Here is a 26,259-nt window from a genome sequence, read left to right on the forward strand (position 1 = left end):
GAATCAATCGATGCCTGCTTTTGGGCTGCTGCGCAACCCAGCGGGAGCAAGCTCCCTCGCCACAAGGGAAAGTGCCTGGCTGGAGTCATGCACATTCCTCGCTTATTTGAACAACCGACAGGGAGTCACCCATGACCTTCACCGAGCCAGCAGGACGCCAGGCTGTTACACCATATCGCACGCCGTTGCGTGTCCCGGACCCTTGGCTGGCATTGGCCGGCGGCATCGAGCCTGCGGTGGCCCAGTGTTTCCTGGTCAGTGCCCGTTGCGGCTGTTTCATGCAAGCGGCCCGCAGCCTCAACGTCAAGGCGACCTGGTTGCGCAAGCAACTGGCGCAGTTGGAAGCGCGACTGCAACGGCCGCTGTTCAGCTTCCAGGGCAGCGCCTTGACCCTCAGCCGTGACGGACGGCAGTTGCAGGCGCGATTGATCGCGCTGATCAACGACGGTCCACCGCCACTCAACGAGCAACCGTTGGTGCGCCTGGCGGTGGCCGAATCGATCCTGCATGACATCCTGGGGCGCGACCTGATCTCGTTGCTGCGGCGCAACGCCAGTGCACGATTGCAGATCCTCACGCTGGACAGTGAACTGGCCTTGCAAGCCGTGAGTGCCGATCTGGTGTTGTGGTTGAGCGATGGGCAGACGTCGGCGTCCGGTCCGAGTTTTGCCACGCTGCCGGCGGTTCGGCTGGCGTGCCTGGACTATGTGCCACACATCGCCAAGCGTTATTCCCGGCCAGCCACCCGCCCGGACTGCCTCAACGACCTGAGCGACTATATGCTGGTGCAATGGCAGGCAGACCAGCAGGTAGACAGCTTCGCACCGTGGAATAAGCTGCTGGAGCAACGCCGGGCCGGCGTCGTGCAGGTGCAGTCTTATGAACTGATGCTGGAAATGATCCGCTGCAGCGCCTGCATCGGGCTGTTGCCGCAGTACATGAGTCGCTTCGACCGAGGACTGGTCGCCTTGCCAGGGCTGTTCGATCAGACCATGCAGCGGCATTTGTGGATGGCCGTCAACGCCCAGGCCCAAGCCCTGCCGCCAGTGCAACTGCTCATCGAGCTGATCCACCACACACTGGATGAGCGCAAGGACTGGTTTCAAACCTGAGCCGGTAGTGAGCTGCGCCCTGTGGGAGCGGGCTTGCTCGCGATGGCGGTGGGTCAGGCGGACATCTATCGAATTTGCTGCCGTCATCGCGAGCAAGCTCGGCTCCCACAGGCTTTTGCTCGCTAACGAGAGAATCGACGGCTTATAGTGGTCGGTCTTTTCATGACTCCAGGGAGGAGCCGCATGCCTGATTTTTCCATCACCCTCGCACGCTTCACCGAAGCCCATATCTGCGACGTCACCGCGCTCTACAACGATCCGGCGGTGACTCGGCAGGTGCTGCAAATGCCCTTCCAGTCCAGTGAAGTCTGGCGCAAGCGCCTGGGAGCAGAGGACGAACGACAGTTGAAACTGGTTGCTCTCCATCAGGGCGAGGTGATCGGTCATCTTGGGATGGAACAGTTTTCGCGGGTTCGCCGCGCCCACTGCGCCAGCCTGGGCATGGGCGTAGCCGTCGCCTGGCACGGAAAGGGCGTGGGCTCGATGTTGCTGGCGGCTGCCCTGGACGTGGCCGACAACTGGATGAACCTGCGACGTGTCGAATTGATTGTGTACGCAGACAACGAGGCGGCTATCGGGCTGTATCGCAAGTTCGGTTTCGAAACCGAAGGCTTGATGCGTGACTATGCCGTGCGCGACGGGCGTTGGGTCGACACCCTAGCAATGGCGCGGCTGCGCTGAACATGTGTCAGGACAGGCAAAAACCTGTGCATTGGCTATACCTGTAATTCCGCCCCGTCTCGTGTGGCCTAAAGGAGTGACAGCATGAAGCTCGCGTCAATGATTGGCACCGTATGCATCGCCTCGCTTGTCCTGACGGGTTGCTCCAGCAAAGTCACCCAGCCGGATGAGTACTCGGGATTTCTCGGTGATTACAGCCGCCTCAAGGAAGAAAAATCACCGTCGGGGGCCGAGGTGATGCGTTGGGTCGATCCGAAGATCGACCTGAAAAAGTACACCAGCCTTTATATCGAACCGACCCAGCTGTACCCCAAGCCACAGCCGACCGTGAAGATCCCTCAGGCGACCCTGTCCGGCATCACCAGCTACTACGACCAGGCGCTCAAGCGTGAAGCGGGAAAATCCCTGCCCCTGGCAACCGCGCCTGGTCCCGGTGTATTAGTGGTGCGTGCGGCCATCACCGCGGTCAGCAGCAAGACCGAAGGCCTGAAACCTTATGAAGTGGTGCCGATTGCACTGGTGGCGGCAGCGGTCAGCACCGCCAGCGGCATCCGTGACCAGGAAACCACCCTGGGCACCGAAGCGGTGTTTCTCGACGGTGGCAACAATGCGTTGGTGGCCCAGGTCGTGCGCAAGGGCACGGGCAAGCCATTGTCCAATGAATCCCAAGTGATGAAGCCAGACGACGTCAAAGGTGTGATCGATGGCTGGGCAGCGGATCTGCACCAGTCGTTCCTGAAACTCAAATCCAAATAAACATCCCGAGGAGATCACCGGACCCGTGGCGAGGGAGCTTGCTCCCGCGGCTGCGCAGCAGCCCTTTTTGTGAGTGCTGCGCAGCAGCCCTATGTGAGTACTGCGCAGCAGCCCTATGTGAGTGCTGCGCACTCAAGCGGGAGCAAGCTCCCTCGCCACGATGTTTGTCCAAACCTTCAGCAAATAGCGTGGTCCCACACCATGACTTTTTATCACCAGCCATAGGTCGCGCAACCATTTCATGGTTAACTTCCGGCCTCAGCCTTTTTCAAACCTGTCAGAAGGAGTCCGTTCATGGCTACAGTCACGCTCAAAGGCAACCCGGTACAAGTCAATGGCCAGCTGCCGCAAGTCGGCGCCAAGGCGCCAGCCTTTTCCCTGGTGGCCGGCAATCTGTCTGATGTCACCCTGGCGAGCCTCGCCGGCAAGCGCAAAGTGCTGAACATCTTCCCAAGTGTCGACACGCCGACCTGCGCCACCTCGGTGCGCAAGTTCAATGCCCAGGCCAACGGCCTGGATAACACCGTGGTGCTGTGCATCTCTGCCGACCTGCCGTTTGCCCAGGCGCGTTTCTGTGGTGCCGAAGGCCTGGAAAACGTCCAGAACCTGTCGACCCTGCGTGGCGCCGAATTTATCCAGGACTATGGCGTGGCGATTGCCGACGGCCCGCTCAAGGGCTTGACCGCCCGTGCCGTGGTCGTACTGGACGAGAACGACACCGTGCTGCACAGCGAACTGGTCAAGGAAATTGCAGAAGAGCCTGACTACGACGCGGCGCTGGCTGCCTTGAAATAAGTTTCCTGATATAAGCATTTATTACAATTGTTGACGGCCCGGGCCTTGAGTCCAGGCCGTTTTCATTTGTGTTTCAACGTCTTAGCCTGACTCCTGGATTCGTAAGCCCAAGGTAAATTGCCGGTAAAGGCGCTTTGCTAAATACCCGACAGTGCTTATCGTTCAGCCTTCCGTAAAAGAAGCCCTCGCGCCCAATGGTTGACCACTCCATGCCATCCTCTGTTTCTCGCAATTCCCGTCGCTGGCTGTTCGGCCTGTTCATCGTCCTGGTCGTCGCGCTGCTCGCCTGGAAATTCTGGCCTACCGCCACCAGCCAGAAGCCCGGGGCAGGGCAGAAGGCCGCAGCCGGGCACATGGGGCGCTCAGGGGGCATGCGACCCGGGTTTGGCGGCGCGGCCGGGCCGATTCCGGTTCGGGTGGCGCCGGCGGTCACCGGAGATTTCCCGTTGTACTACAAGGCGTTGGGCACGGTGACCGCGCTCAACACCATCAACGTACGCAGCCGGGTGGGCGGTGAGCTGGTCAAGATCGCTTTCGAAGAGGGGCAGATGGTCAAGGCGGGTGACTTGCTGGCTGAAATCGATCCGCGTCCTTATCAGAACGCTTTGCTCCAGGCCGAGGGCACGTTGCTGCAGAACCAGGCTCAACTGAAAAATGCCCAGGTCGATCTTGAACGCTACCGCGGCCTGTATGCCGAAGACAGCATCGCCAAGCAGACCCTCGACACCGCCGCCGCGCTGGTAGGCCAGTATCAGGGCACGGTCAAGACCAATCAGGCGGCGGTCAACGACGCCAAGCTCAACCTCGAATTCACCAGGATTCGTGCGCCCATCTCCGGGCGCGTCGGCCTGCGGCAACTGGACATCGGCAACCTGGTGGCGGCCAATGACACCACCGCCCTGGCGGTGATCACCCAGACCCAACCCATCAGCGTCGTGTTCACCCTGCCGGAAAACAACCTGGAAACCGTGCTCGCACGCTACCGCAGCGGCGCGAAGCTGCCAGTGGAAGCCTGGGACCGTGGCGACGTGAAACTCCAGGCCAGCGGCGTCCTGCAAAGCCTCGACAACCAGATCGACGTGACCACCGGCACCCTGAAGTTCAAGGCTCGCTACGAGAACCGCGACCAGTCGCTGTTCCCCAACCAGTTCGTCAATGTGCGCCTGCTGGCCGACACCCTCAAAGGCGTGGTGCTGGCACCGACCGCGGCCATTCAGTTCGGCACCAGCGGCACCTTCGTCTATGCCCTGGAGGGCGACAAGAAAGTCACCATCAGGAAGTTGAAGATTGGTGCCAGCGACGGCGAGAACACCGTGATCACCGAAGGCCTGGCCGCTGGTGACCGGGTCGTGCTCGAAGGCACCGACCGCTTGAAGGAAGGCAGCGAAGTGGAAGTGGTCAACGACAGCCAGGACGTGCCCACCACGCCCACTGAGCACCTGCAAGGCAAGACCGCGGCGGCCCCGGCTGAGCCGGCTGCGACCGACAAGGCGAAAAAGGACGGCGCATGAATCTCTCGCGGCTGTTCATCCTCCGCCCCGTTGCCACCACCCTGAGCATGCTGGCCATTGTCCTGGCCGGCCTGATCGCCTATCGGCTGCTGCCGGTATCGGCCTTGCCCCAGGTCGATTACCCGACCATCCGCGTGATGACCCTGTACCCGGGTGCCAGCCCCGACGTGATGACCAGCGCGGTGACCGCACCCCTGGAGCGACAGTTCGGGCAGATGCCGGGCCTGACGCAGATGGCCTCCACCAGTTCCGGCGGTGCGTCGGTGATTACCCTGCGCTTCAACCTCGAAATCAACATGGACGTCGCCGAGCAGCAGGTGCAGGCGGCGATCAACGCGGCCACCAATCTGCTGCCCAACGACCTGCCGGCACCGCCGGTCTACAACAAGGTCAACCCGGCCGATACCCCGGTGCTGACCCTGGCGATCACTTCCAAGACTATGCTGCTGCCCAAGCTCAATGACCTGGTCGATACGCGCATGGCGCAGAAAATCGCCCAGATCAGCGGGGTCGGCATGGTCACCATCGCCGGCGGGCAGCGCCAGGCCGTGCGGATCAAGGTCAACCCCGAGGCCCTGGCGGCCAACGGACTCAACCTGGCGGACGTGCGCACGCTGATCAGCGCGTCCAACGTCATCCAGCCCAAGGGCAACTTCGACGGCCCGACCCGGGTCTCGATGCTTGACGCCAACGACCAGTTGACCTCGCCCAAGGACTACGCCGAACTGATCCTGGCCTACGCCAACGGCGCGCCGTTGCGGCTCAAGGACGTGGCGCAGATTGTCGACGGCGCCGAAAATGAGCGTCTTGCCGCCTGGGCCAATGAAAACCAGGCCGTGCTGTTGAATATCCAGCGCCAGCCAGGCGCCAACGTCATTGAAGTGGTAGACCGGATCAAGGCCCTGTTGCCGAGCATCACCGACAACCTGCCGGCCGGCCTGGATGTCGCCGTGCTGACGGACCGGACCCAGACCATCCGCGCCTCGGTCACCGATGTGCAGCATGAATTGCTGATCGCTATCGCACTGGTGGTGATGGTGACGTTCCTGTTCCTGCGCCGTTTCAGCGCGACCATCATCCCTTCCGTGGCTGTGCCGCTGTCGCTGATCGGTACGTTCGGCGTGATGTACCTGGCGGGGTTCTCCATCAACAACCTGACGCTGATGGCCTTGACCATCGCCACCGGTTTCGTCGTGGACGACGCCATCGTCATGCTGGAGAACATTGCCCGCTACATTGAAGAAGGCGACAGCCCGTTGCAGGCCGCGCTCAAGGGCGCCCGGCAGATCGGCTTTACCCTGGTCTCCCTGACGCTGTCGCTGATTGCCGTACTGATCCCGCTGCTGTTCATGGCCGACGTGGTTGGGCGGCTGTTCCGCGAGTTCGCCATCACCCTGGCGGTGGCGATCCTGATTTCCCTGGTGGTGTCCCTGACCCTGACGCCGATGATGTGCGCGCGGCTGCTCAAGCGTGAGCCCAAGGAAGAGGAGCAGGGCCGCTTCTACCGCGCCAGCGGCGCCTGGATCGACTGGTTGATTGCCGCCTATGGACGCAAATTGCAGTGGGTGCTCAAGCACCAGCCGCTGACGTTGCTGGTGGCGGTGGGCAGTCTGGTCTTGACGGTGGTGCTCTACCTGGCGGTGCCCAAGGGTTTCTTTCCGGTGCAGGACACCGGGGTGATCCAGGGTATTTCCGAGGCGCCGCAGTCGATTTCCTTTGCCGCCATGAGCGAGCGCCAGCAGCAGCTTGCCAAGGTGATCCTTGCCGATCCGGCGGTAGAGAGCCTGTCGTCCTATATCGGCGTGGATGGCGACAATGCGACCCTCAACAGCGGCCGCCTGCTGATCAACCTCAAGCCCCACAGCCAACGGGATGACAGCGCCACGGCGATCATTGCCCGCTTGCAGCCACAGTTGGACCGGCTGGTGGGCATTCGCCTGTTCATGCAGCCGGTGCAGGACCTGACCATCGAAGACCGGGTCAGCCGCACCCAGTACCAGTTCAGCCTGTCGTCGCCGGACGCCGAGTTGCTCAGCCTCTGGAGCGGCCGTCTCGCCGAGGCCCTGGCGCGCCAGGCGGAACTGACCGACGTCGCCAGCGACTTGCAGGACAAGGGCTTGCAGGTCTATCTGGTGATCGACCGCGACGCGGCCTCGCGCCTGGGCGTCTCGGTGGCGAACATCACCGACGCGCTGTATGACGCCTTCGGCCAACGGCAGATCTCCACCATCTACACCCAGGCCAGCCAATACCGCGTGGTGTTGCAAGCCCAGGCCGGCGAGCGGATCGGGCCCCAGGCGCTGGATCAGATCCACGTCAAGACCACCGACGGCGGACAGGTTCGGCTATCGAGCCTGGCCCATGTCGAGGAGCGCCAGGCTCAATTGGCGATTGCCCACATCGGGCAGTTCCCGGCGGTGATGATGTCGTTCAACCTGGCGCCGGGCGTAGCCCTCGGGCATGCAGTGGAGGTGATCGAGAAAGTCCAGCAGGACATCGGCATGCCGGTGGGCGTACAGACCGAATTCCAGGGAGCGGCCCAGGCCTTCCAGGCATCGTTGTCGAGTACGTTGCTGCTGATCCTGGCGGCGGTGGTGACCATGTACATCGTGCTGGGCGTGCTGTACGAGAGCTACATCCACCCGATCACCATTTTGTCCACCTTGCCCTCGGCGGCCATCGGCGCCTTGCTGGCCTTGATCCTCAGCGGCAACGACCTGGGCATGATTGCGATCATCGGGATCATCCTGCTGATCGGCATCGTCAAGAAGAACGCGATCATGATGATCGACTTCGCCCTCGACGCCGAGCGCAACCAGGGCATGGACCCGCAGACCGCGATCTATCAAGCCGCGCTGCTGCGCTTCAGGCCGATCCTGATGACCACCCTGGCGGCCTTGTTCGGTGCGGTGCCGCTGATGCTCGCCACCGGCTCCGGCGCCGAACTGCGCCAGCCATTGGGGTTGGTGATGGTCGGCGGGTTGCTGGTAAGCCAGGTGCTGACGCTGTTTACCACGCCGGTGATCTACCTGTATTTCGATCGGCTGGGGCGGCGCTTTGCCCGGGCTGATGGGAAAGAGGTGCAGGTATGACGCGTAGCGTGGGCCGGACGAACACCCTGTGGCGAGGGAGCTTGCTCCCGCTGGGCTGCGCAGCAGACCTTTTTGTGAGTGCTGCGCACTCAAGCGGGAGCAAGCTCCCTCGCCACAAAAGCATCGGCCACAAAAGCGCCTGCCACATAAGTGTGTGCTACATGGCGCCTGATGGCTGGAGCGCTCACCCATGAACCTCTCCGGGCCATTCATCCGCCGCCCCGTGGCGACCATGCTCCTGAGCTTCGCCATCATGCTGCTCGGCGGCGTGTGCTTCGGGCTGTTGCCGGTCTCGCCGCTGCCGCAGATGGATTTCCCGGTGATTGTTGTCCAGGCCAACTTGCCAGGCGCCAGTCCGGAGGTGATGGCTTCGACGGTGGCCACGCCGCTGGAGCGTTCATTCGGCGCCATCGCCGGGGTGAACACCATGAGCAGCCGCTCCAGCCAGGGTTCCACCCGGGTGATCCTGCAATTCGACCTGGACCGCGACATCAACGGCGCGGCGCGGGAAGTGCAGGCGGCCATCAATGCCTCGCGCAATCTGCTGCCCAGCGGCATGCGCAGCATGCCCACCTACAAGAAGGTCAACCCGTCCCAGGCGCCGATCATGGTGCTGTCGCTGACCTCGGACGTCCTGGAAAAAGGCCAGCTCTACGACCTGGCGTCCACCATCCTGTCCCAGAGCCTGTCCCAGGTGTCGGGAGTCGGCGAGGTGCAGATCGGCGGCAGCTCCCTGCCGGCGGTGCGTATCGAGCTGGAACCACAGTTGCTCAACCAGTACGGCGTCGCCCTGGACGATGTACGCACGGCCATCGCCAACAGCAACGTGCGCAGGCCAAAGGGCTCGGTGGAGGACGACCGGCGCATGTGGCAGGTCCAGGCCAACGATCAGCTGGAGAAAGCCAAGGACTACGAGACCCTGGTCATCCGTTATCAGGACGGCTCTGTGCTGCGACTCAAGGACGTGGCGAAAGTCAGTGACAGCGTCGAGGATCGCTATAACAGCGGCTTCTTCAATGACGACGCGGCCGTGTTGCTGGTGATCAACCGCCAGGCCGGCGCCAACATCATCGAGACGGTCAACGAGATCAAGGCACAACTGCCGGCCTTGCAGGCGGTGCTGCCGGCCAGCGTCAAGTTGAACCTGGCGATGGACCGTTCGCCGGTGATCAAGGCCACTTTGCACGAAGCGGAAATGACCCTGCTGATCGCCGTGGCGCTGGTGGTGCTGGTGGTGTTCCTGTTCCTCGGTAACTTCCGCGCCTCGCTGATCCCGACCCTGGCGGTGCCGGTCTCGCTGGTGGGTACGTTCGCGGTGATGTACCTGTATGGCTTCTCGCTGAATAACCTGTCGTTGATGGCGTTGATCCTCGCCACCGGGCTGGTGGTGGACGACGCCATCGTGGTGCTGGAGAACATTTCCCGGCACATCGACGAAGGTGTGCCGCCGATGCAGGCCGCGTACCGGGGAGCCGAGGAGGTGGGCTTCACCCTGTTGTCGATGAACGTCTCGCTGGTGGCGGTGTTCCTGTCGATCCTGTTCATGGGCGGGATCATCGAGAGCCTGTTCCGTGAGTTTTCCATCACCCTGGCCGCGTCCATCGTCGTTTCGCTGGTGGTTTCCCTGACCCTGACGCCGATGCTCTGCGCCCGCTGGCTCAAACCCCACGTGCCCGGGCAGGAAAACCGCCTGCAACGCTGGAGCCAGCGCCTCAACGACCGCATGGTCCGCGGCTATGCCACGAGCCTCGACTGGGTGCTGCGCCACCGGCGCCTGACCTTGCTGAGCCTGCTGCTGACCATCGGCGTGAACGTCGCCTTGTATGTGGTGGTGCCGAAAACCTTCATGCCGCAGCAGGACACCGGCCAACTGATCGGCTTCGTGCGCGGTGACGATGGGCTGTCGTTCAATGTGATGCAGCCGAAGATGGAAATCTTCCGCCGCGCGGTGCTCAAGGACGACGCGGTGCAGAGCGTTGCCGGTTTCATCGGCGGCAACAACGGCACCAACAACGCGTTCATGCTGGTGCGCCTCAAGCCGATCAAGGAGCGCAGTATTTCTGCGCAGAAGGTCATTGAGCGCTTGCGCAAGGAAATGCCCAAGGTGCCCGGTGCCCAGTTGATGCTGATGGCCGACCAGGACCTGCAATTTGGTGGGGGGCGCGAGCAGACCACTTCGCAATATTCCTACATTCTGCAAAGCGCTGACCTGGCGTCCTTGCGTGAGTGGTACCCCAAGGTCACGGCGGCCTTCAGGGCCTTGCCGGAACTGACCGCCATCGACGCTCGCGACGGGGGCGGGGCGCAGCAAGTGACGCTGGTGGTGGATCGCGACCAGGCCAAGCGCCTGGGTATCGACATGAGCATGGTGACGGCGGTGCTCAACAACGCCTACAGCCAGCGGCAGATCTCCACCATCTACGACAGCCTCAACCAGTATCAGGTGGTGATGGAGGTCAATCCCAAGTACGCCCAGGACCCGAGTACCCTCGAGCAGGTGCAGGTCATCACGGCCGACGGTGCGCGGGTGCCGCTGTCAACGATCGCCCATTACGAGAACAGCCTGGAGGACGACCGGGTCAGCCATGAAGGCCAGTTTGCCTCCGAAAGTATTTCGTTTGACATGGCCGAGGGCGTGACCGTGGAGCAGGGCTCGGCGGCCATCGAGCGGGCCATTGCCAGACTGGGAATGCCCGAGGATGTGATTGCGAAAATGGCCGGCACCGCCGATGCGTTCGCCGCCACTCAGAAGAGCCAGCCATTCATGATTCTCGGTGCCTTGCTGGCGGTGTACCTGGTGCTGGGTGTGCTGTATGAAAGCTACATTCATCCGCTGACGATCCTGTCTACCTTGCCGTCGGCCGGGGTTGGCGCGCTGCTGTCGATCTACGCACTGGGCGGCGAGTTCAGCCTGATCTCGTTGCTGGGTCTGTTCCTGCTGATCGGCGTGGTGAAGAAAAACGCGATCCTGATGATCGACCTGGCCCTGCAGCTGGAGCGTGGGGGGATGTCGCCGCAGGAGTCGATCCGCAGCGCCTGCCTGCTGCGGTTGCGACCGATCCTGATGACGACGCTGGCGGCGATCCTCGGTGCCTTGCCGCTGCTGCTCGGCACCGCCGAAGGCGCGGAGATGCGCCAGCCGCTGGGCCTGACCATCATTGGCGGGCTGGTGTTCAGCCAGGTCCTGACCCTCTACACCACTCCGGTGGTTTATCTCTATCTCGACAAACTGCGCCACCGGTTCAACCGCTGGCGCGGCGTGCGCACTGATGCTGCCCTGGAAACTCCGTTATGAACGACCGTTCGCTTTTCAACCTTGCCACCGTGCTGACGACCGCCCGTGGTTCGCGGGCGCTGAGCCTGGCGTTGTGCGTGGCGATGCTCAGCGCCTGCGCCATCGGCCCGGATTACCAGCGCCCGGCAGCTGCCGCTCCGGCGCAATACAAGCAAGCCCAGGGCTGGCGCCAGGCCAACCCCAGCGACGCGCTCGCCCGTGGTGCCTGGTGGGAGCTATACGGCGACGCCCAGCTCAACGGCCTGGTGGAGAAACTCAACACCTCGAACCAGACCGTCGCCCAGGCCGAAGCCCAGTACCGCCAGGCCCAGGCTCTGGTGCGCAGCGCCCGGGGTGCATTTTTCCCGACAGTGGACCTGACCGTTGGCAAGAATCGCTCGAGCCAGGGCACCGGCAGCAGCAATTCGAGCCTGAGCAGCTCCTCCAGCGGCATTCGCGACACCTACAGCGCCCAGGCCGGGGTCAGTTGGGAGGCGGACGTCTGGGGCAAGCTGCGGCGCACCCTGGAAGCCGACGAGGCGAGCGCCCAGGCCAGTTTTGCCGACCTGGCCGCGATGCGCCTGAGCCAACAGTCTGAACTGGTGCAGAACTACTTGCAGTTGCGGGTGATCGATCAGCAGAAGCGTCTGTTGCAGACCACGCTGGACAACTACCAGCGCTCGTTGAAAATGACCGAGAATCAGTACCGCGCCGGTGTTTCCGGCAAGGACGCGGTGGCCCAGGCCCAGAATCAGCTCAAGACCACCCAGGGCGACCTGATCGACCTGATCTGGCAGCGGGCGCAATTTGAAAATGCCATCGCCGTACTGATGGGCCAGCCACCGGCCGAATTCAGCCTGGCCGAAACCCAGGACATCCCGGCATTGCCGCAAATCCCGGTGGCGCTGCCGTCGCAGTTGCTGGAACGCCGGCCCGACATCGCCTCGGCCGAGCGCTCGGTGATGGCCGCCAACGCCAATATCGGCGTAGCCAAGGCCGCCTATTATCCGGACTTCACCCTGAGCCTGAGTGGCGGCTACAGCAGCAGTACCTACGACAACTGGGTGAGCGTGCCGAACCGTTTCTGGTCGGTGGGGCCGCAGTTGGCCATGACCCTGTTCGACGGTGGCCAGCGCTCGGCGGAAGTCGACCGCACCGTCGCCGCCTACGACCAGACCGTCGCCACCTACCGCCAGACCGTGCTCGACGGCCTGCGCGAAGTGGAAAACTACATGATTCAGCTCAAGGTGCTGGAAGACGAAGCCCGGGTGCGTCAGGAAGCCCTGGATGCCGCCCGCGAATCCCTGCGCCTGACCCAGAACCAGTACAAGGCCGGGCTGATTGCCTATCTCGACGTGGTGACCGTCCAGGCCACCGCCCTGAGCAACGAGCGCAGCGTGCTGAGCCTGCAACAGAGCCGGCTGATCGCCAGCGTGCAACTGATCGCCGCGTTGGGTGGGGGTTGGGATGGGCAGATGGAGTCGGGGGAGAAGTCCGAGTGACTGGGGCGTACCGTTCTTTCATTGGAAGGCAGGTAAACCCGTGGCGAGGGAGCTTGCTCCCGCTTGAGCGCGAAGCGCTCATAAAAAAATGGGGCCGCTGCGCCCGAGGCGTCGGACCGTCCCAGCGGGAGCAAGCTCCCTCGCCACAGGCTGATCTTCATGGCAACCGGCAAGTCCCGCTTTTGGCCGATGCACTGCCTACGACCTGTCGTGTTGCCTTGCTATAGTTCAAGCCTCTTTTTCAGCCGGTCAAGGATCACTGCCATGTCGCAATACCAAGCGTTCACCGTCGAACTTGCAGACAACATTGCCCATGTGCAGATCAATCGCCCGGAAAAGATCAACTCGATGAACGCCGCGTTCTGGAGCGAGATCATCGAGATTTTCCAATGGATCGACGATACCGACGAGGCACGAGTCGTCGTGCTCAGCGGTGCCGGCAGGCATTTTTCATCGGGGATCGACCTGATGATGCTGGCAGGTGTCGCCAATGAGCTGGGCAAGGATGTAGGGCGCAACGCACGCCTGCTGCGGCGCAAGATCCTGCAACTGCAAGCCTCGTTCAACGCCGTGGACAACTGCCGCAAACCGGTGCTCGCGGCGATCCAGGGTTACTGCCTGGGCGGCGCCATCGACCTGGTCAGCGCCTGTGACATGCGGTACGCCGCCGAGGATGCGCAATTCTCCATCAAGGAAATCGACATCGGCATGGCCGCCGATGTTGGCACATTGCAACGCTTGCCCCGGATCATCGGGGACGGCATGCTGCGTGAACTCGCTTATACGGGGCGTACCTTCGGTGCCGACGAAGCGCGCAGCATTGGCCTGGTCAACCGTGTCTACAGTGATACCGCCAGCCTGCTCGACGGCGTGATGGGCATTGCCCGGGAAATCGCCGCGAAGTCGCCGATTGCCGTGACCGGCACCAAGGAGATGATCAGCTACATGCGCGATCACCGCATCGACGATGGGCTGGAATATGTCGCTACCTGGAACGCCGCCATGCTGCAATCGACTGACCTGCGCGTGGCCATGGCCGCCCATATGAGCAAACAGAAACCCGAATTTCTGGATTGATTGATCATGATTGCACGCTGGACCACCGCAGTACTCGATACCGATCTTCCGGGCGGCTGGGCGGTTGCCCGTAGCCCGGAAGGCTTTCTGTACGATGCCAATGGCGCACTGTTCCCCCGCGACTGGCTCAAGCGCCAGGACTTGTCGATCCTCGCCGAGCATGGCATCGGCCACCTCGATGGCGAGCCGGTCTATTTGCTGGAACTGCACAGTCCGCTGGACATTCCCGGTTGCAACTGGAAAGGCCTGCGGGCGTTCATGCTCGAGGACGACCACACCTTGTACAAGGTGCTGGGCTACGCGGCGCAGATTGGCACGTGGGCTCGGGAACATCGCTTCTGCGGAAGTTGCGGCAAGCGAATGAGCCAGATCCCACGGGAGCGGGCGATGTATTGCGATATCTGCGAGCTGCGGCACTATCCGCGGATTTCGCCGAGCATGATCGTGTTGATCACTCGCGGCGACGAGGTCCTGCTGGGCCGCTCCCATCGCTTCGTCCCAGGCGTCTACAGCACCCTGGCCGGTTTTGCCGAACCGGGCGAATCGGTGGAAGACTGCCTGGTTCGAGAGGTGCGCGAAGAAGTTGGGATCGAGGTCAAGAACATCCAGTACATGGGCAGCCAGTGCTGGCCGTTTCCACATTCGATGATGCTGGGTTTCCACGCCGAATACGCCAGTGGCGAGATCGTTTGCCAGGAGGAAGAAATCGAGGACGCCCAGTGGTTCAGCATCCACGACATGCCACCGCTGCCGGCATCGCGCTCCATTGCACGCTACCTGATCGATCTCTACGTGGCGCGGCGTCTAGGCCATGCTGAACCAGTGCTGCCAGGCTAGGCGCACGGTCAACCCCAGGACCACGGTGATGAACACCGGCCGGATGAACTTCGCACCGCCGCTGATGGCGGTGCGGGCGCCGAAGAACGCTCCGACCATGACCGACAGGCCCATGCTCAGGCCGATTACCCAATCCACTTGTCCAGAAAAGATGAACACCGCCAGCGCTGCGATATTGCTGACAAAGTTCATGCTGCGGGCCACGCCGCTGGCCTTGACCAGGTCGATGGGGTAGAGCAGCAGGCTGCTCACCGTCCAGAACGCCCCCGTGCCCGGACCGGCCACGCCATCGTAGAAGCCCAGGGTAAAGCCTTGGGGCGATTGCCACTTTTTCCTGATCGGCGCATCGCTGTCCAGCGGTGCCTTGGGCGTGCCGCCGAACAACAGGTACAAGCCGCAGGCGAAGACGATCACCGGCAGCATCTTGTTCAGCCATTCGGCGGGCAAGTAGTGCGCGACGACGGCACCGACCAGGGCGCCTACCAGGGTGCCGATAAGGGCGTGGGTCCATTGCCGGGGGTGGAACAGCTTGCGCCGGTAGAACGTGAAACTGGCCGTGGCCGAACCGAAGGTCGAACTGAGCTTGTTGGTGCCCAGCACCAGATGGGGCGGCAGACCGGCGGTGAGCAGGGCAGGCGTGGTCAGCAAGCCACCGCCACCGGCGATGGCATCGATGAAACCGGCAATGAACGCGACAATGGCGAGGATAGCGAGAGTAGTGAGGTCGACGCTGAGTTCAAAAGGCATGGAATGGGCTTATTCGGCAGGTCGCAGAAGGGCTGCGGGGAAGGCCGTTATGTTACCCATAATGGCAGTAGGCTGCGACTCTATCAGGACATCTAAAGGGTCGATGGCGAGGGCGCGAACGCCCTCGCCACGCTTCACTCAGGCCGGAATACTGCCCGCAGGCAATTCTCGCGCTTGTCCTTGAACATGGCATAACCCTGCGCCGACTGCTCCAGGCCCATGGGATGGGTCAGCAGGTAGGAGGGGTCCAGTTCACCTTTCTGGATATGCTCGAACAAGCGCCTCACATAGCGCTGGCCGGGTTGCTGCCCCGACCGCAGGGTCAGTGCCTTGTTGACGATGGCTCCCATCGGAAACTTGTCGAGCAAGCCGCCATACACGCCCACCACCGATACCGTGCCACCCTTGCGACAGGCTCGGATCGATTGCCGGAGCACCGTGCCGCGCTCGGTGTGCAGGCGCATCATCTGCTTGGTCTTGTCGTAGACGTAGTCGAGTTCGGTGCCATGGGCTTCCATGCCGACGCAATCGATGCAGCGATCCGGGCCCCGGCCACCGGTCAGTTCCAGCAGGGCGGCATGCACGTCGGTGGTTTCGTAGTTGATGACGATCGCCCCGGCTTTCTCTTCCGCCAGGCGCAAGCGATCAGCAAAACGGTCGATGGCGATTACCCGTTCGGCGCCCAGCAGGTAGGCGCTGCTGATCGCCATCAGGCCGACGCCGCCGCAGCCCCAGACTGCCACGGTGTCGCCGGGCTGGATGTCGGCGTTATCGGCGGCGAAGTAACCGGTGGGCACCGCATCGGAGACGAACACGGCTTGCTCGTCGCTGACGCCTTCGGGGATGGTGAACAGATTCACGTCGGCGAACGGTACGCGGATATAAGTCGCATGGCTGCCGGCAAAACCGCCGAACGCGTGGCTGTAGCCAATGATGCCGCAGGCCGGCTGGCCGTAGGCGATCTCCGTTGCGGTGGGGTTGGGGTTGGAGTTGTCGCAACAGGAAAAGTCCGAGCGCTGGCAGTGCTCGCAATGCCCGCAGCCGATAATCGACACCGTGACCACCCGATCGCCTTTCTTGAACTGCGTAATGGCCGAGCCGGTTTCCACCACTTCACCCATGAATTCATGGCCGATGATGTCGCCGGCCTGCATGGTCGGCACGTAGCCGCCCAACAGATGCAGGTCCGAGCCGCAGACCGACGACAGCAATACACGGACAATGGCATCGCGGGGGTTGAGGATAGAGGGATCGTCGACCGTCTCGACTTGCAATTTGTTCGGGCCTTGCCAGGTCAATGCGCGCATCAGGCGGTTCCTCCGGTGGCTGGAGTAGTCGTGGGATCTTGAGTGGCGCCAGCAGCCGGATGGACGAACAGGAAGTCCTTGTCACCCTGGGCACGCATCCGGTTGGTGGTGACCTCGCCGGTTTCCAGCTGTTGCTTGATGCTACGCAGCAGGTTCAGCAGGGCCTTGTCAGAGAACTTGGAAATAGCGGCAGCCAGGGCATAACCGGCGGCGCCAAACGAGGTCTCGCAGGCCACGATCACCTTGATCTGCGTGCCTCGGCCAGCTGGCGCGTCGCTGAAAAGCATCTGGATGTCATGCTTGAAGCGTGTCTGTGGCGCTACGATCCAGTGCAGCTTGCGGCCATCCTTGGGCTCGGACTGTTCGAGATCGCAATACAGAACCTTGTCCCTCGGCCCAGTGGCAAGCCAACGATAGGTATGCTCGCCGGTTTGCTCGATCGCATCGATCCAGGGCACGAGGGCGCCGAGATCTGCCGGATTGCGGCAAAACGCGAACACCTCTTCGCGTGGCTTGTTCACGGTGATACTGCGGGAAATCACCTTGCTGCCATCCCAGCCGCGATCCTGCTCGAAAGCTTGCTCGAACGGGGTGTGCGCCAATGCGCTCTTGACTCTGCAGGTGCCGGAATACCCGCGCCAGGCGGCGCAAGCCCCCAGCAGCGCCTGGGACCATCCCTTGAGCCCGCCCTGGCGCAGGCCGTTGGCGAGCAACAGCGTGCCGGCCAGCAGCGACGCCGCACGCGCAGGCGTGCCGAGATTGGGATGCGACGGGGTCGGAGCCGCTGCCCGACTCGCAACCAGTTGTGGACGTTCGGTCATGATGAGTGATCCTTATAAATCCGCAGGAGATATAAGGAATGAACCGGCAAACGGCCTGGTTGTTCCATCGGTATGCGGGCTTTCCGATGAGGCGGGCGACACGCCCGCAGCCTAGCGCCGTCCGAGATAGAGTTCCTGGACGCATGGCGAAACCTCGACCGCTGGGCGATTTTTTTTTGAAATCAAGGGGTTGCCAGTCCAGGCAAATGAGTACATAATTGCGCCCATCGAACGCACTGGGGTCTAAAAAATCTCAATGTTTTCAAGGAGATAGCGCCCAGTCAGGGTCCCGTTTCCTTTAGTAGGTTTGTACAACGGTTGATGTGGCTGCATTGCATCAGGCGTCCTGAGGCCGAATAGCAAAATGGTTATGCAGTGGATTGCAAATCCACCTACGCCGGTTCGATTCCGACTTCGGCCTCCACTTTTAAAAAGCTCTGTAGATCTATGATTTACAGAGCTTTTTTGTTTGCAGGCGCTGAAGGTTTTTGTCTTGAAAAGGACAGATGCAACCTTGCTTCATGGGGGAGGGATGTATATATTTCCCCTCTGCTGCACCAGCCCGGAGAATGGCTATCCAAAGCTTCTCCGCGGCTTTGACGCGCTACCGCCCGAATGGCGAAACTGGTAGACGCATGGGACTTAAAATCCCCCGCTCGTAAGGGCGTGCCGGTTCGATTCCGGCTTCGGGCACCATATTAAATCAAGGGTTTGCAGGCGAAAGCTAATGCAAACCCTTGTTCGTTTCCGGTCCGCTATTTTGATGCTGGTCCGCAATTCACTTCGATGGCGATACCTTTTTGCCTTTCCGGTTGCGGATGTACTGCTCTGTCATGACAACGGTCGTATGCCCAAGTTGATCCTTGGCCTGCATGATGTCGCCGCTTGATTCTGCCTTGTCCGTGCCGGCTGTGGCCCGCACATACTGCATTTTTTAAACGCCTAGTCGAGACGCCTGCACCCTTTGGATGGTGTCGAATCCCTCCGCATATCACTTTTCGTCCGGTGACGATCAGGCGCGTCGAGCGGACCGAGCCAATTAATAGATGCCAATGATTTCATGGCGGCTGCATGAACGCGGATACAATCTGAGCTTTTCAGCTGATGTAGCAAAGGAAATTATCAAGTAACGCGGTATTCAAGGAGAAGGCGACGGTGAGAAGGAGTGCGTTCGTAGGGGCCATCATGGTTTTGGCTGCACTCGGTGGTTGCTCTGGTCCTGCTTGGAAAGTTTCAAGCGAGACTGATGCAATTACCCGGAAAAGCAGCGCCATGGTCACCACGGGTAGCTATAAAGCGGGCAGTTCGCCTTTCGCCGATCCGACCAAAATGTACCCAGTGGTACGGATGGCTGAAGGTGACGTCTACGTCGGGCTAGTGTCAACTCACGAGTCCCGGAATCCGGTGCTGAGCGCTCAAGTCTGGATTGATCGTAACGAGGCTTGGACAATCTCGTCTCAGGAGACTCCCATATTTTTTGCGCTGCCGTCCGGGAGGTTGCTATTGGGATTGGACCCAGAACTCTCAAAGCAAGCTGGTGACCGCGGCCTGAATGTCTACAAACTGATGGGGGGATATACGGTTACCGGAGGAGCAAAAGCAAGGGCGATTCTCCACCAAATGCTCGCTGGGCAGATTTTGAAATATAGGACATTTGGTATTGATCAGACTCCCTCAGCGATCTATGAAGTGGTCTTGGATGAATCATTCTCACAGTCCCTTAAGGCCGCTGGTATCGATCCGACTACTTTGTAGATGAAGATATTCCGGCGTCGAGCACCCTCTAAAATCAAGGGCTTGCGGGCGAAACTGATGCGAACCCTTGTTCATTTCCAGTCCGCAATTTTCCAGGTCGAGCTCCGCAGGTTAGCGACGTATGAACGACCGGGTAGCCAATAACCTGTACATGAATTATATTTTTGTACAGGTTTTTAAGCGGAATGCAGCAAGTGACTCCTCTCGAAAAGCTGATCGCCTGGCATGAAAGCTGGGCCCTGCGAAATCAGACCGTGAAATGCAAAGGCTGTGGCGCGGAGCAGCCCGAGCGAGATCGAACGCTCACATTTACACATGAATCGAATTGTCCGAACGCCAGGTTCGGGATCGAACCCTGGCGGGCTCTGGATGAAGTGCGGGATGCGTACTGGATCCCCCCGAAAGGATCGCCAGTGGAGCAGGGCGCCAATCCCCAAACGCCAGAGCCGTCGGAGCCAGCCTGATGGATTCCTCGCGTTGGCCGTAATGATTACAACCTTCGCCGAAACGCTTCCAGGATTTCCCGCGTCCCCTTTTTCAACTGCAGTTGAGCCATGGCATCCAATGGGTGCCAGAGGCAATCACTGATCTCATTCCGCGGCCCGGCCTCCGTGAGATTGGCCACTGATGCTTCAAACACGTGGTGTTCAGTGGCCCCGTCCTTAATCCTCATCAGGTACAGGAGGTTCTCGGCATCCAGCCCGGTTTCTTCGGCCAGTTCCCTGATAGCGGCTTCTACGTGGGTTTCTCCGCGTTCGACCGTACCGCCTGGCAGCGTCCAGCGACTGTTGGGCTTGCGCACCAGCAGCACTTGGCGCGCCTCCTCACAGATGATGGTCGCTCGAATTTTCATGGGCATGCCTGGTGGGTACTGTCACAAAAGTGAAATATGACTGAAATATTAGTGCCCGGGTCACTCACGTGTCGCTAAATTTCCTGCTCTTGTCAATACGACCGCAGCCTGGTGGGAACGGCTGACTTTCATTTCATGCCGCCGGGCAGTTATCGCAAGCGCCGACCGATCATCGCCTAAAATGAATCAGAGGCGAAAAAATGAATCCATGGGGAGTGAACGGCAGACCCCAGCGCGGGGAAGTGAGGAGAAATGACCAGTGTCGATGATTTCCGACTCAAATCTCACGAACTCCTGGTGGAGCTTGATGCGGCGACGGCAGAAATGATGAAGCTCATTTGTGCCCATCAGATGACAGGGACGATCTGGGAGGAGGCTGTTCGACTCCAGCATGAGGCCTATGAGCGTTGGGTCGAGTATCTGAACGAACGTGTGTAGGCCAGGGGCTGGCACAGAGGTGGCGACAGATTCTTTGAACGGTCTCGACAGGGTTGTGCCTAATCCATAGACCGACAAGAGGATTAGGCCATGTCTGAATTAGCCAGTTATTTCTGGATTGCCGTAGCGGTGCTGTTACTGCTTGTGGATTTGTGGGCAATCGTCAGTGTATTTCGTAGCGACAAGTCGGCCGGAACCAAGGCTGGCTGGGCGCTGTTGCTGATTATCCTGCCGGTGCTGGGCCTGGTCATCTGGGGCGTTGCCGGGCCGCGCGGCATCAAGGAAGGCCCGACGTCTGCCGAGCATAGCAAAGGCTAGCGCAGAGGGATGCGAGCCCCTGGTCACTGGTTATCCAGCGGCCACGGGTGGGTTCGCAGGGCTGTGTCTGCTTCAAGTCGGTTGACGCAAGGCTCAGCGGAACCTGGGCAGTGGTCGCTCAATGGGCTTGAGAGAGGTCAGCGCGCTCTGGATCGACGGGGCATCCTTCTCGATGTCGTTGAGTCGGTCACGGATGCGCACGGCTGTTGGATGCCCGCCCTGGTTGTCGACCCAGTCGGCAATTTCCTTGCAGGCTGCTGCCAGCCGGACCTGACGCGATTCCAGCAAGGTGAGCAGGGTGGTGATGGACTCTTTTTCCGACATGTCACACCTCCGTTGATGAGTGGAAAGGCCAGCACAAAACCCACCAGAAGTGGGTCGCACTATTGATTAAGCGTAGTTGAGTTATTCTGGATCTGTCGAAGAATCCGGCACCCGGCTGGACAGCCGGGCGCCGAAGGATGGGTTCTATCGAATCAGCCGGACTCCTTGATCCAGGACGGCGCGACACTGGCGCGCCAGCGCACGTCGGTAATGCCATACTTCTCTGCAAGGGGTTTTGAAACCCGCTTGACCTTTTCCCGTCCGAACTTGGGTATACGCCCGACACCCGCATCGCAACTGGCCCAATGCCAAGCTTCTGAGTTATTCATCACCTCGGCGCGGATGATGAATGACTTCGGCTCGCCATGGAGCATGTAGTCGATGATGTAAAGCGATGGCCCGCCCATAAATCCTCCCTAATTAGTCCTATACGGATGGATACGGAGGCAAGCGGAAAATTCCATTGGATTTCCAGACGGTCGAAATGAGACCCATCGTCCATGATGGTGGATCTCCAGCCAGCCTTGTGAATACGTATTGCTCGTCGCCCGGAACCAAACCCGGTTAACCTTCTCCAAGGTGAGCTTCAACACCGTGGGCCAGGGATCAAAGGCAGGGCAGGTGCGGCATTACATAAGGCAAGACATGAAAAGAATCACCCGGGCGCTGGTTATTGCAGTCCTCGCCATCGGTGTGTCGGGGTGCATCGGCCCGCCCATCGAACTGACCCCGCAAACCGAGCAGCGCTTGCAAGAGCAGCCCCCGATCCGTTTTCTGCTGACATTTGATGATGGCCCCAGCGCATCATCGTTCTGGAACCCGAGCAAAGAAGTGCTGGACGCCCTTGCTCATAACCCCGTGCAGCCGGGTATCAAGGCGATCTTCTTCGTCCAGACCCGGGCACTGAGAGCCGGTAACAGCGCTATCGGGCGTTCGGTGATGCACCGGGAGCAGCGCGAAGGCCACATACTCGGGTTTCACACGGCCACCAATGGGCACGACAATCATCGGTTCCTGAGTCCGGATGAACTGGAGCACTCACTGGTGGATGGCAGTGCCGACATCGCTGCCATCAGCGGTGCAGCGCCTGTCCTGCTGCGGCCACCATTCTGGAGCTACGACAGGCGTACTTTTGCCGCCTACCAGCAGCATGGCATGCACATACTGCTGACGGACCTTAGTGCTAACGATGGCAAGATCTGGGGGTTTTCCGCCAGCCCGCGACGGCGGATCAACCTGATACGCCAGCTCTCAGAAGTGCGCGAGCGTATTGCTGCGAAAGAACTGCCTGCCGTCGATGGTGTGATTCCGGTAGTGGTCACGTTTCACGACCTCAACCGCTACACCGCACGGCATACCCGGGAGTACCTGCAGATCCTGCTCGACGCGGCCCGCGAGACGGGCGTGAGGACGGACACCAGGCCGTTCTACGACGACCGCATGGCATTGGAGCGGGCCGCCATGGCCCGCACGATCAAGAATCCCGGCCAGCCGGTGCACCTGCCCGGTCTGTGGGACTGGCTGTGGGATTCGGATTCCCACTGAGGGCTCGTGGCTGTGCGACGTCGACAAGCATTGCGACACCCGGTCGTTACCCTCTCGCGAACTGGAGTATGGTGGGCGACGTAACCCAGGTTTATCTCGCAGGAGGTGACTATGAGCAGTGCGATGCTGACGAAAATGCACATCAATGGTTATGACGTGCTCAGCGTAAACAGTGGGCCGTGGAGGGTGTGCACCCAGGCAGACCGGTTGGGCTCCTTTGCGTCTCGCGAGGAAGCACTGGCCTACGCCGCAGCGCTACCGGCCAGGAAAGAGCGTGGTGGTAGGGCTGCCAATGTGAAATAACTGCATGATCTGTGGGAGCGGGCTTGCTCGCGAAAGCGGTGGGTCAGCTACATCAATGCTGGATGGGCTATCGCTTTCGCGAGCAAGCCCGCTCCCACAATGACCGATGTTCGCCAGTAGTCAACTGAGGGCTGGCTCCAGCGGAATCTCCAGGGTAAACAGCGCGCCATGACCAGGGCCGTCGCTATGGACAAGCAAGCGGCCGTTCATCTCAACCGCCGCCAGTGCACAGCTGTGCAAGCCGAAGCCATGGCCATCCTTGCGGGTCGTGAAGCCGTGGTTGAAGATCCGCGCCAGGTTCTCGGGCGCAATGCCTTCGCCTCGATCCTTGACGCTGAGGCACAGCGTGGCTTGATCGACGATCCGGATGCCCAAGATGATTTCACGCGGCTCCGGGGTATTGGACATGGCGAATTTCGCGTTGCTGATCAGGTTGATCAGAATCAGCAGCAGCCGGTGCTTGTCGCCCATGATCGCGGGAGCATCCTGGTAGTCCTTGATGACCGTCACGTGGTGACGGCTCAGCGCACCGGCGTTCATGCGCAACGCGTCCTCGAACAGGTCGCTGACATTGAGCGGTTCGATCAGTCGGGCGGCCCCCGCGTAGGACTGTTGAGTGGTGACGATTTCCTTGATGTGATCGATGCTTCTGGTCAGTTGTGCCAGTTCGTCGATGAGCAGCGCTTGCTCGGCGGCGATGGAGTCGACCAACTCATTGAAATAACGCGGCAGCAACTTGCCTTTTTCATCCTGGGTGATGAAGTGACCAAGATCGTTGGCGTGCTCGTTCATCATGTTGACCGCTTTCCCGAGCCCGATGGTCTTGCTGTTTCTTAACTTGCGGGTCACCAGGTCCGCGGAGATATTCACGCTGTTGAGTACGTTGCCGACGTTATGCAACACGTTCGTGGCGATCTCCGCCATGCCCGCCATGCGTGCGGCATCCATCAGCTCGCGTTCGGCTGCCTTGAGTTCGCGGGTGCGTTCCTGTACCCGTTCTTCGAGCCGCTCATTGGACGATTGCAACTGCTGGTTGATCTGGTTGATGACGGCGTAGCTGCGCACCAGGCGCACCGCCAGGTAGATCATCAAGAGCGCCATGAGGCTGGCACACACCGCGAGGTAAATATGGTACTGACGGTCCGTCGCCGCTGTCCTTCGTTGGGTTTCGTTCAGCAGCTCGTTGATGTTGTCCAACTCCTGGGCAACCGGAATGACACTGATGCGATCGAGCAGGTCGTTGACCAGCGGTTGTTCCTCAAGAATGGTCCTGACGTGTCCGGCGAGCGTGGAGAAGGGCGCCTGTTGGGGCGTGGGCAACTGCAGAACGTAAGGTGTCAGTTCATCCAGCTGGCGTTGGACTTCCTGGGCTTTATCGGCAGTGACATAGAGCGCGAACTCCAGCGTCGTCAACGTCAGCTCCAGCACTTGGGAGGCTGCGGTCTGGCGCTGTGCCGGGCTTTGAGTGTCCAGCCCCTTGAGCAGCGTCTGAATCTGGTCTTCGACAAGCGGCAGCGCGTCCAGGGATGTACGCAGATTGGTATTGTGTTGGTCGAACTCGTTCACCAGCAGGGTCTTGTTCTTGACCGCATCCACGTAGCCCTGGCGCCTGGACACCCAAAGCGCCGCCAACGGGCCTGAATTGTTGAGCCGCTCCAGCTGCGCCCAGCGACTGCCTGCTTCCGCCGGCTGCGACAGCGACAAGTTATTGCTGACGCCGATTTTCTTCCTGAGGATTTTGACGTTCCAGTTCGCGTCGGATTGCTTGAGTTGGCGAATGAAGTCACGGGATTCAAAGTAGGTCGAGGAGTCGTACGTGTATGACTTGATCAGGAAGAATATCAAGGCGCTGAAGACCACAAGCGCGACGGCCAGCAAGGCGGGCCATTTATATTTCTGGATAATGTTCGTCACGCCAGTCTCCTGTGCAGAGTCTCTATCGAAGGCGTCGGTGAGTTCCCGTCGGGGGAGGTATGCTAAGGCTTGAGCCAGACACAAAGGTGGATTTGTCGTGCGGCTTGTTGCGGCGGTTTGCGGGTACCTGGATACACGTTGAGCTCCCTGCTTACGGCGAAGGTTCCATCACAGAGGTGAGTGTAGCGTTCGTCATCAGGTGTCTTCATCTCTAAAATTCTCAATGCTCTAAAACTAACCTTTTTGTGTTTATTTTCTGGAAGTTAGCATGCGCTCCAAGTGAAACATTTTTCTCAAAGTAGCTTCATCATGTGTTGACGCTGATGCGATTTTGAACCCAGCTACCGGAATTCAGTGACTGCTTACGCTCCAATGAAATAAATGCACATCGACAAAGTGATCAGAGACCCCAATGTCGACATCAGTATCGTGCTGGAAACCAGCGAGCCATCACGTCGGTAAAACTCGGCAAGCATGAATGGCCCTGTCCCTGTCGGTAGTGCGCTTAGGAGCAAAGCCGCCTGGGTCCACATGAGTGGAAGACGGAAAACATAAAACGCCAAAACCCACGTAACCAGGGGGTGAACAAGCAGCTTGATAAACACCAAGCTCGTACCACGCTCAATTTTTCCCTTGTGCCTGTGAGCCAGAAAAAGTCCCAGGGAAATTAGCGCACAAGGGCCGGTAGCCGCCGATAACATTTTGAGGACTTGATGGAAGGACGCGGGCAAGGGTTGAGCCGTAGCCGTCCACAACGATCCTAAAATCGGCGCCACCACGATAGGGTTTTTGATCAGCGCGAACATGACTTTCCCCACAGCTTTTGCGAGGCTCTTTTCACTCTGCAGCCCGACCTCGATACAGATCACCGAGATAGAAAACAGTACGCAGATCACGACCAGGCAAGAGATCAGGGCGGGCTCCATGCCTGCCTTGCCGAATACCAAAAGGCATAGCGGAATGCCCATGTATCCCGTATTGGCGTAGGTGGCGCTCAGCCCTTGAACGCTGGCATCTACCAGGCTACGTGTACGCCGAAGTCGCCAGATCAAAGTAATGACGAATAGGCCGACCGTCGATAGCCCATAGCTGAAGATGAATCCCGGTTGCCAGATCTGCTCCCACACCGCTGTTGCCATTGCTTCAAATAGCAAAGCAGGGAGACACAACCAGACCACCATTCGATTGATTTCTGAAGCAGCGTTAGGGCCCAGCAATCCTAGGCGTCTACAGGCGAAGCCCGCCAGAATAAGCGCGAATACGGGCAGGATGACATTTAGAACAGAGGCCATTGGCC

Annotated in this window: 23 protein-coding genes and 2 tRNA genes; 17 read left to right on the forward strand and 8 right to left on the reverse strand. The window is 60.3% G+C overall.

The window, feature by feature from the left end:
• Nucleotides 1–131: 131 nt before the first annotated feature.
• From RGM2987_RS24470 to nudC, 10 genes are all read left to right on the forward strand, one after another.
• The gene (locus tag RGM2987_RS24470; protein WP_245145431.1) at nt 132–1,112 is read left to right on the forward strand and encodes a LysR family transcriptional regulator; all 981 of its coding nucleotides are present in this window, start codon (nt 132–134) and stop codon (nt 1,110–1,112) included.
• A 183-nt stretch (nt 1,113–1,295) separates the two neighbouring features.
• Complete coding sequence (locus RGM2987_RS24475) at nt 1,296–1,793, forward strand: GNAT family N-acetyltransferase (protein ID WP_245145432.1); 498 nt, start codon at nt 1,296–1,298, stop codon at nt 1,791–1,793.
• 84 nt (nt 1,794–1,877) lie between these two features.
• Entirely contained in the window at nt 1,878–2,549 is a 672-nt protein-coding gene (locus RGM2987_RS24480) for a DUF3313 domain-containing protein (protein WP_245145433.1), read from the forward strand.
• Nucleotides 2,550–2,843: 294 nt separating this feature from the next.
• A complete protein-coding gene (tpx, locus tag RGM2987_RS24485) occupies nt 2,844–3,344 on the forward strand; it encodes a thiol peroxidase (protein ID WP_245145434.1) in 501 nt (166 codons plus the stop codon).
• A 194-nt stretch (nt 3,345–3,538) separates the two neighbouring features.
• A complete protein-coding gene (locus RGM2987_RS24490) occupies nt 3,539–4,855 on the forward strand; it encodes an MdtA/MuxA family multidrug efflux RND transporter periplasmic adaptor subunit (protein WP_245145435.1) in 1,317 nt (438 codons plus the stop codon).
• On the forward strand, nt 4,852–7,947 hold the full coding sequence (locus RGM2987_RS24495) for an MdtB/MuxB family multidrug efflux RND transporter permease subunit (protein ID WP_245145436.1): 3,096 nt from the start codon (nt 4,852–4,854) through the stop codon (nt 7,945–7,947). The genes RGM2987_RS24490 and RGM2987_RS24495 overlap by 4 nt, the downstream gene beginning before the upstream one ends.
• A gap of 190 nt (nt 7,948–8,137) precedes the next feature.
• On the forward strand, nt 8,138–11,242 hold the full coding sequence (locus tag RGM2987_RS24500; RefSeq protein ID WP_245145437.1) for an efflux RND transporter permease subunit: 3,105 nt from the start codon (nt 8,138–8,140) through the stop codon (nt 11,240–11,242).
• On the forward strand, nt 11,239–12,723 hold the full coding sequence (locus RGM2987_RS24505; protein WP_245145438.1) for an efflux transporter outer membrane subunit: 1,485 nt from the start codon (nt 11,239–11,241) through the stop codon (nt 12,721–12,723). The genes RGM2987_RS24500 and RGM2987_RS24505 overlap by 4 nt, the downstream gene beginning before the upstream one ends.
• Nucleotides 12,724–12,987: 264 nt before the next feature.
• The gene (locus RGM2987_RS24510; RefSeq protein ID WP_245145439.1) at nt 12,988–13,800 is read left to right on the forward strand and encodes a crotonase/enoyl-CoA hydratase family protein; all 813 of its coding nucleotides are present in this window, start codon (nt 12,988–12,990) and stop codon (nt 13,798–13,800) included.
• Nucleotides 13,801–13,806: 6 nt separating this feature from the next.
• Complete coding sequence (gene nudC, locus RGM2987_RS24515; protein WP_245145440.1) at nt 13,807–14,637, forward strand: NAD(+) diphosphatase; 831 nt, start codon at nt 13,807–13,809, stop codon at nt 14,635–14,637.
• Here nudC and RGM2987_RS24520 read toward each other — a convergent pair.
• The 3 genes from RGM2987_RS24520 to RGM2987_RS24530 all read right to left on the reverse strand — a co-directional run bounded on the left by RGM2987_RS24520 (nt 14,605) and on the right by RGM2987_RS24530 (nt 17,512).
• Nucleotides 14,605–15,384, reverse strand: coding sequence for a TSUP family transporter (locus tag RGM2987_RS24520; protein WP_245145441.1), 780 nt, complete (start codon nt 15,382–15,384; stop codon nt 14,605–14,607). The genes nudC and RGM2987_RS24520 overlap by 33 nt on opposite strands.
• Nucleotides 15,385–15,518: 134 nt before the next feature.
• Complete coding sequence (locus RGM2987_RS24525; RefSeq protein ID WP_245145442.1) at nt 15,519–16,691, reverse strand: zinc-dependent alcohol dehydrogenase; 1,173 nt, start codon at nt 16,689–16,691, stop codon at nt 15,519–15,521.
• Nucleotides 16,691–17,512, reverse strand: coding sequence for a cyclase/dehydrase (locus tag RGM2987_RS24530; protein WP_245145443.1), 822 nt, complete (start codon nt 17,510–17,512; stop codon nt 16,691–16,693). The genes RGM2987_RS24525 and RGM2987_RS24530 overlap by 1 nt, the downstream gene beginning before the upstream one ends.
• Nucleotides 17,513–17,862: 350 nt before the next feature.
• On the opposite strand from RGM2987_RS24530, the gene RGM2987_RS24535 reads away from it, so the two are divergent.
• The 3 genes from RGM2987_RS24535 to RGM2987_RS24545 all read left to right on the forward strand — a co-directional run bounded on the left by RGM2987_RS24535 (nt 17,863) and on the right by RGM2987_RS24545 (nt 19,267).
• Nucleotides 17,863–17,936: transfer RNA gene (locus RGM2987_RS24535), tRNA-Cys, on the forward strand.
• A 185-nt stretch (nt 17,937–18,121) separates the two neighbouring features.
• A tRNA-Leu gene (locus RGM2987_RS24540) sits at nt 18,122–18,208 on the forward strand.
• A gap of 489 nt (nt 18,209–18,697) precedes the next feature.
• Complete coding sequence (locus RGM2987_RS24545) at nt 18,698–19,267, forward strand: hypothetical protein (protein ID WP_245145444.1); 570 nt, start codon at nt 18,698–18,700, stop codon at nt 19,265–19,267.
• A gap of 490 nt (nt 19,268–19,757) precedes the next feature.
• On the opposite strand, the gene RGM2987_RS24550 is transcribed toward RGM2987_RS24545, so the two are convergent.
• Complete coding sequence (locus RGM2987_RS24550) at nt 19,758–20,120, reverse strand: NUDIX hydrolase (protein WP_245145445.1); 363 nt, start codon at nt 20,118–20,120, stop codon at nt 19,758–19,760.
• A 252-nt stretch (nt 20,121–20,372) separates the two neighbouring features.
• Here RGM2987_RS24550 and RGM2987_RS24555 point away from each other — a divergent pair, with 252 nt between their 5' ends.
• Both RGM2987_RS24555 and RGM2987_RS24560 read left to right on the forward strand, forming a co-directional pair.
• Nucleotides 20,373–20,558, forward strand: coding sequence for a hypothetical protein (locus RGM2987_RS24555; RefSeq protein ID WP_245145446.1), 186 nt, complete (start codon nt 20,373–20,375; stop codon nt 20,556–20,558).
• Nucleotides 20,559–20,648: 90 nt separating this feature from the next.
• On the forward strand, nt 20,649–20,876 hold the full coding sequence (locus RGM2987_RS24560) for a PLD nuclease N-terminal domain-containing protein (RefSeq protein WP_245145447.1): 228 nt from the start codon (nt 20,649–20,651) through the stop codon (nt 20,874–20,876).
• Nucleotides 20,877–20,969: 93 nt separating this feature from the next.
• Here RGM2987_RS24560 and RGM2987_RS24565 read toward each other — a convergent pair whose 3' ends face one another.
• Both RGM2987_RS24565 and RGM2987_RS24570 read right to left on the reverse strand, forming a co-directional pair.
• Entirely contained in the window at nt 20,970–21,200 is a 231-nt protein-coding gene (locus tag RGM2987_RS24565; RefSeq protein WP_245145448.1) for a hypothetical protein, read from the reverse strand.
• Between the two features lie 152 nt (nt 21,201–21,352).
• Nucleotides 21,353–21,607: a DUF6555 family protein gene (locus RGM2987_RS24570; protein ID WP_245145449.1), complete on the reverse strand. Its 255-nt coding sequence runs from the start codon at nt 21,605–21,607 to the stop codon at nt 21,353–21,355.
• 238 nt (nt 21,608–21,845) lie between these two features.
• Between RGM2987_RS24570 and RGM2987_RS24575 the strand changes: the two genes are divergently transcribed.
• Both RGM2987_RS24575 and RGM2987_RS24580 read left to right on the forward strand, forming a co-directional pair.
• Nucleotides 21,846–22,745: a polysaccharide deacetylase family protein gene (locus tag RGM2987_RS24575; RefSeq protein ID WP_245145450.1), complete on the forward strand. Its 900-nt coding sequence runs from the start codon at nt 21,846–21,848 to the stop codon at nt 22,743–22,745.
• A gap of 111 nt (nt 22,746–22,856) precedes the next feature.
• Complete coding sequence (locus RGM2987_RS24580) at nt 22,857–23,048, forward strand: DUF2188 domain-containing protein (RefSeq protein ID WP_245145451.1); 192 nt, start codon at nt 22,857–22,859, stop codon at nt 23,046–23,048.
• Between the two features lie 120 nt (nt 23,049–23,168).
• Here RGM2987_RS24580 and RGM2987_RS24585 read toward each other — a convergent pair whose 3' ends face one another.
• Complete coding sequence (locus RGM2987_RS24585) at nt 23,169–24,962, reverse strand: DAHL domain-containing protein (RefSeq protein ID WP_245145452.1); 1,794 nt, start codon at nt 24,960–24,962, stop codon at nt 23,169–23,171.
• A gap of 362 nt (nt 24,963–25,324) precedes the next feature.
• Complete coding sequence (locus tag RGM2987_RS24590; protein ID WP_245145453.1) at nt 25,325–26,254, reverse strand: AEC family transporter; 930 nt, start codon at nt 26,252–26,254, stop codon at nt 25,325–25,327.
• Between the last annotated feature and the right edge of the window lie 5 nt (nt 26,255–26,259).

The organism is Pseudomonas sp. RGM2987 (assembly GCF_022952855.1).
Taxonomy (GTDB): Bacteria; Pseudomonadota; Gammaproteobacteria; order Pseudomonadales; family Pseudomonadaceae; genus Aquipseudomonas.

Excerpts from the sequence above, each read along its gene's own strand:
- RGM2987_RS24580 (WP_245145451.1), top strand. The coding sequence starts at position 22,857 with ATGAGCAGTGCGATGCTGACGAAAATGCACATCAATGGTTATGACGTG.
- RGM2987_RS24545 (WP_245145444.1), top strand. The coding sequence starts at position 18,698 with ATGGTTTTGGCTGCACTCGGTGGTTGCTCTGGTCCTGCTTGGAAAGTT.
- tpx (WP_245145434.1), top strand. The coding sequence starts at position 2,844 with ATGGCTACAGTCACGCTCAAAGGCAACCCGGTACAAGTCAATGGCCAG.
- RGM2987_RS24475 (WP_245145432.1), top strand. The coding sequence starts at position 1,296 with ATGCCTGATTTTTCCATCACCCTCGCACGCTTCACCGAAGCCCATATC.
- RGM2987_RS24520 (WP_245145441.1), bottom strand. The coding sequence starts at position 15,384 with ATGCCTTTTGAACTCAGCGTCGACCTCACTACTCTCGCTATCCTCGCC.
- RGM2987_RS24550 (WP_245145445.1), bottom strand. The coding sequence starts at position 20,120 with ATGAAAATTCGAGCGACCATCATCTGTGAGGAGGCGCGCCAAGTGCTG.
- RGM2987_RS24565 (WP_245145448.1), bottom strand. The coding sequence starts at position 21,200 with ATGTCGGAAAAAGAGTCCATCACCACCCTGCTCACCTTGCTGGAATCG.
- nudC (WP_245145440.1), top strand. The coding sequence starts at position 13,807 with ATGATTGCACGCTGGACCACCGCAGTACTCGATACCGATCTTCCGGGC.
- RGM2987_RS24570 (WP_245145449.1), bottom strand. The coding sequence starts at position 21,607 with ATGGGCGGGCCATCGCTTTACATCATCGACTACATGCTCCATGGCGAG.
- RGM2987_RS24525 (WP_245145442.1), bottom strand. The coding sequence starts at position 16,691 with ATGCGCGCATTGACCTGGCAAGGCCCGAACAAATTGCAAGTCGAGACG.
- RGM2987_RS24575 (WP_245145450.1), top strand. The coding sequence starts at position 21,846 with ATGAAAAGAATCACCCGGGCGCTGGTTATTGCAGTCCTCGCCATCGGT.
- RGM2987_RS24510 (WP_245145439.1), top strand. The coding sequence starts at position 12,988 with ATGTCGCAATACCAAGCGTTCACCGTCGAACTTGCAGACAACATTGCC.
- RGM2987_RS24480 (WP_245145433.1), top strand. The coding sequence starts at position 1,878 with ATGAAGCTCGCGTCAATGATTGGCACCGTATGCATCGCCTCGCTTGTC.
- RGM2987_RS24530 (WP_245145443.1), bottom strand. The coding sequence starts at position 17,512 with ATGACCGAACGTCCACAACTGGTTGCGAGTCGGGCAGCGGCTCCGACC.
- RGM2987_RS24560 (WP_245145447.1), top strand. The coding sequence starts at position 20,649 with ATGTCTGAATTAGCCAGTTATTTCTGGATTGCCGTAGCGGTGCTGTTA.
- RGM2987_RS24505 (WP_245145438.1), top strand. The coding sequence starts at position 11,239 with ATGAACGACCGTTCGCTTTTCAACCTTGCCACCGTGCTGACGACCGCC.
- RGM2987_RS24500 (WP_245145437.1), top strand. The coding sequence starts at position 8,138 with ATGAACCTCTCCGGGCCATTCATCCGCCGCCCCGTGGCGACCATGCTC.
- RGM2987_RS24555 (WP_245145446.1), top strand. The coding sequence starts at position 20,373 with ATGACCAGTGTCGATGATTTCCGACTCAAATCTCACGAACTCCTGGTG.
- RGM2987_RS24495 (WP_245145436.1), top strand. The coding sequence starts at position 4,852 with ATGAATCTCTCGCGGCTGTTCATCCTCCGCCCCGTTGCCACCACCCTG.
- RGM2987_RS24470 (WP_245145431.1), top strand. The coding sequence starts at position 132 with ATGACCTTCACCGAGCCAGCAGGACGCCAGGCTGTTACACCATATCGC.
- RGM2987_RS24490 (WP_245145435.1), top strand. The coding sequence starts at position 3,539 with ATGGTTGACCACTCCATGCCATCCTCTGTTTCTCGCAATTCCCGTCGC.
- RGM2987_RS24590 (WP_245145453.1), bottom strand. The coding sequence starts at position 26,254 with ATGGCCTCTGTTCTAAATGTCATCCTGCCCGTATTCGCGCTTATTCTG.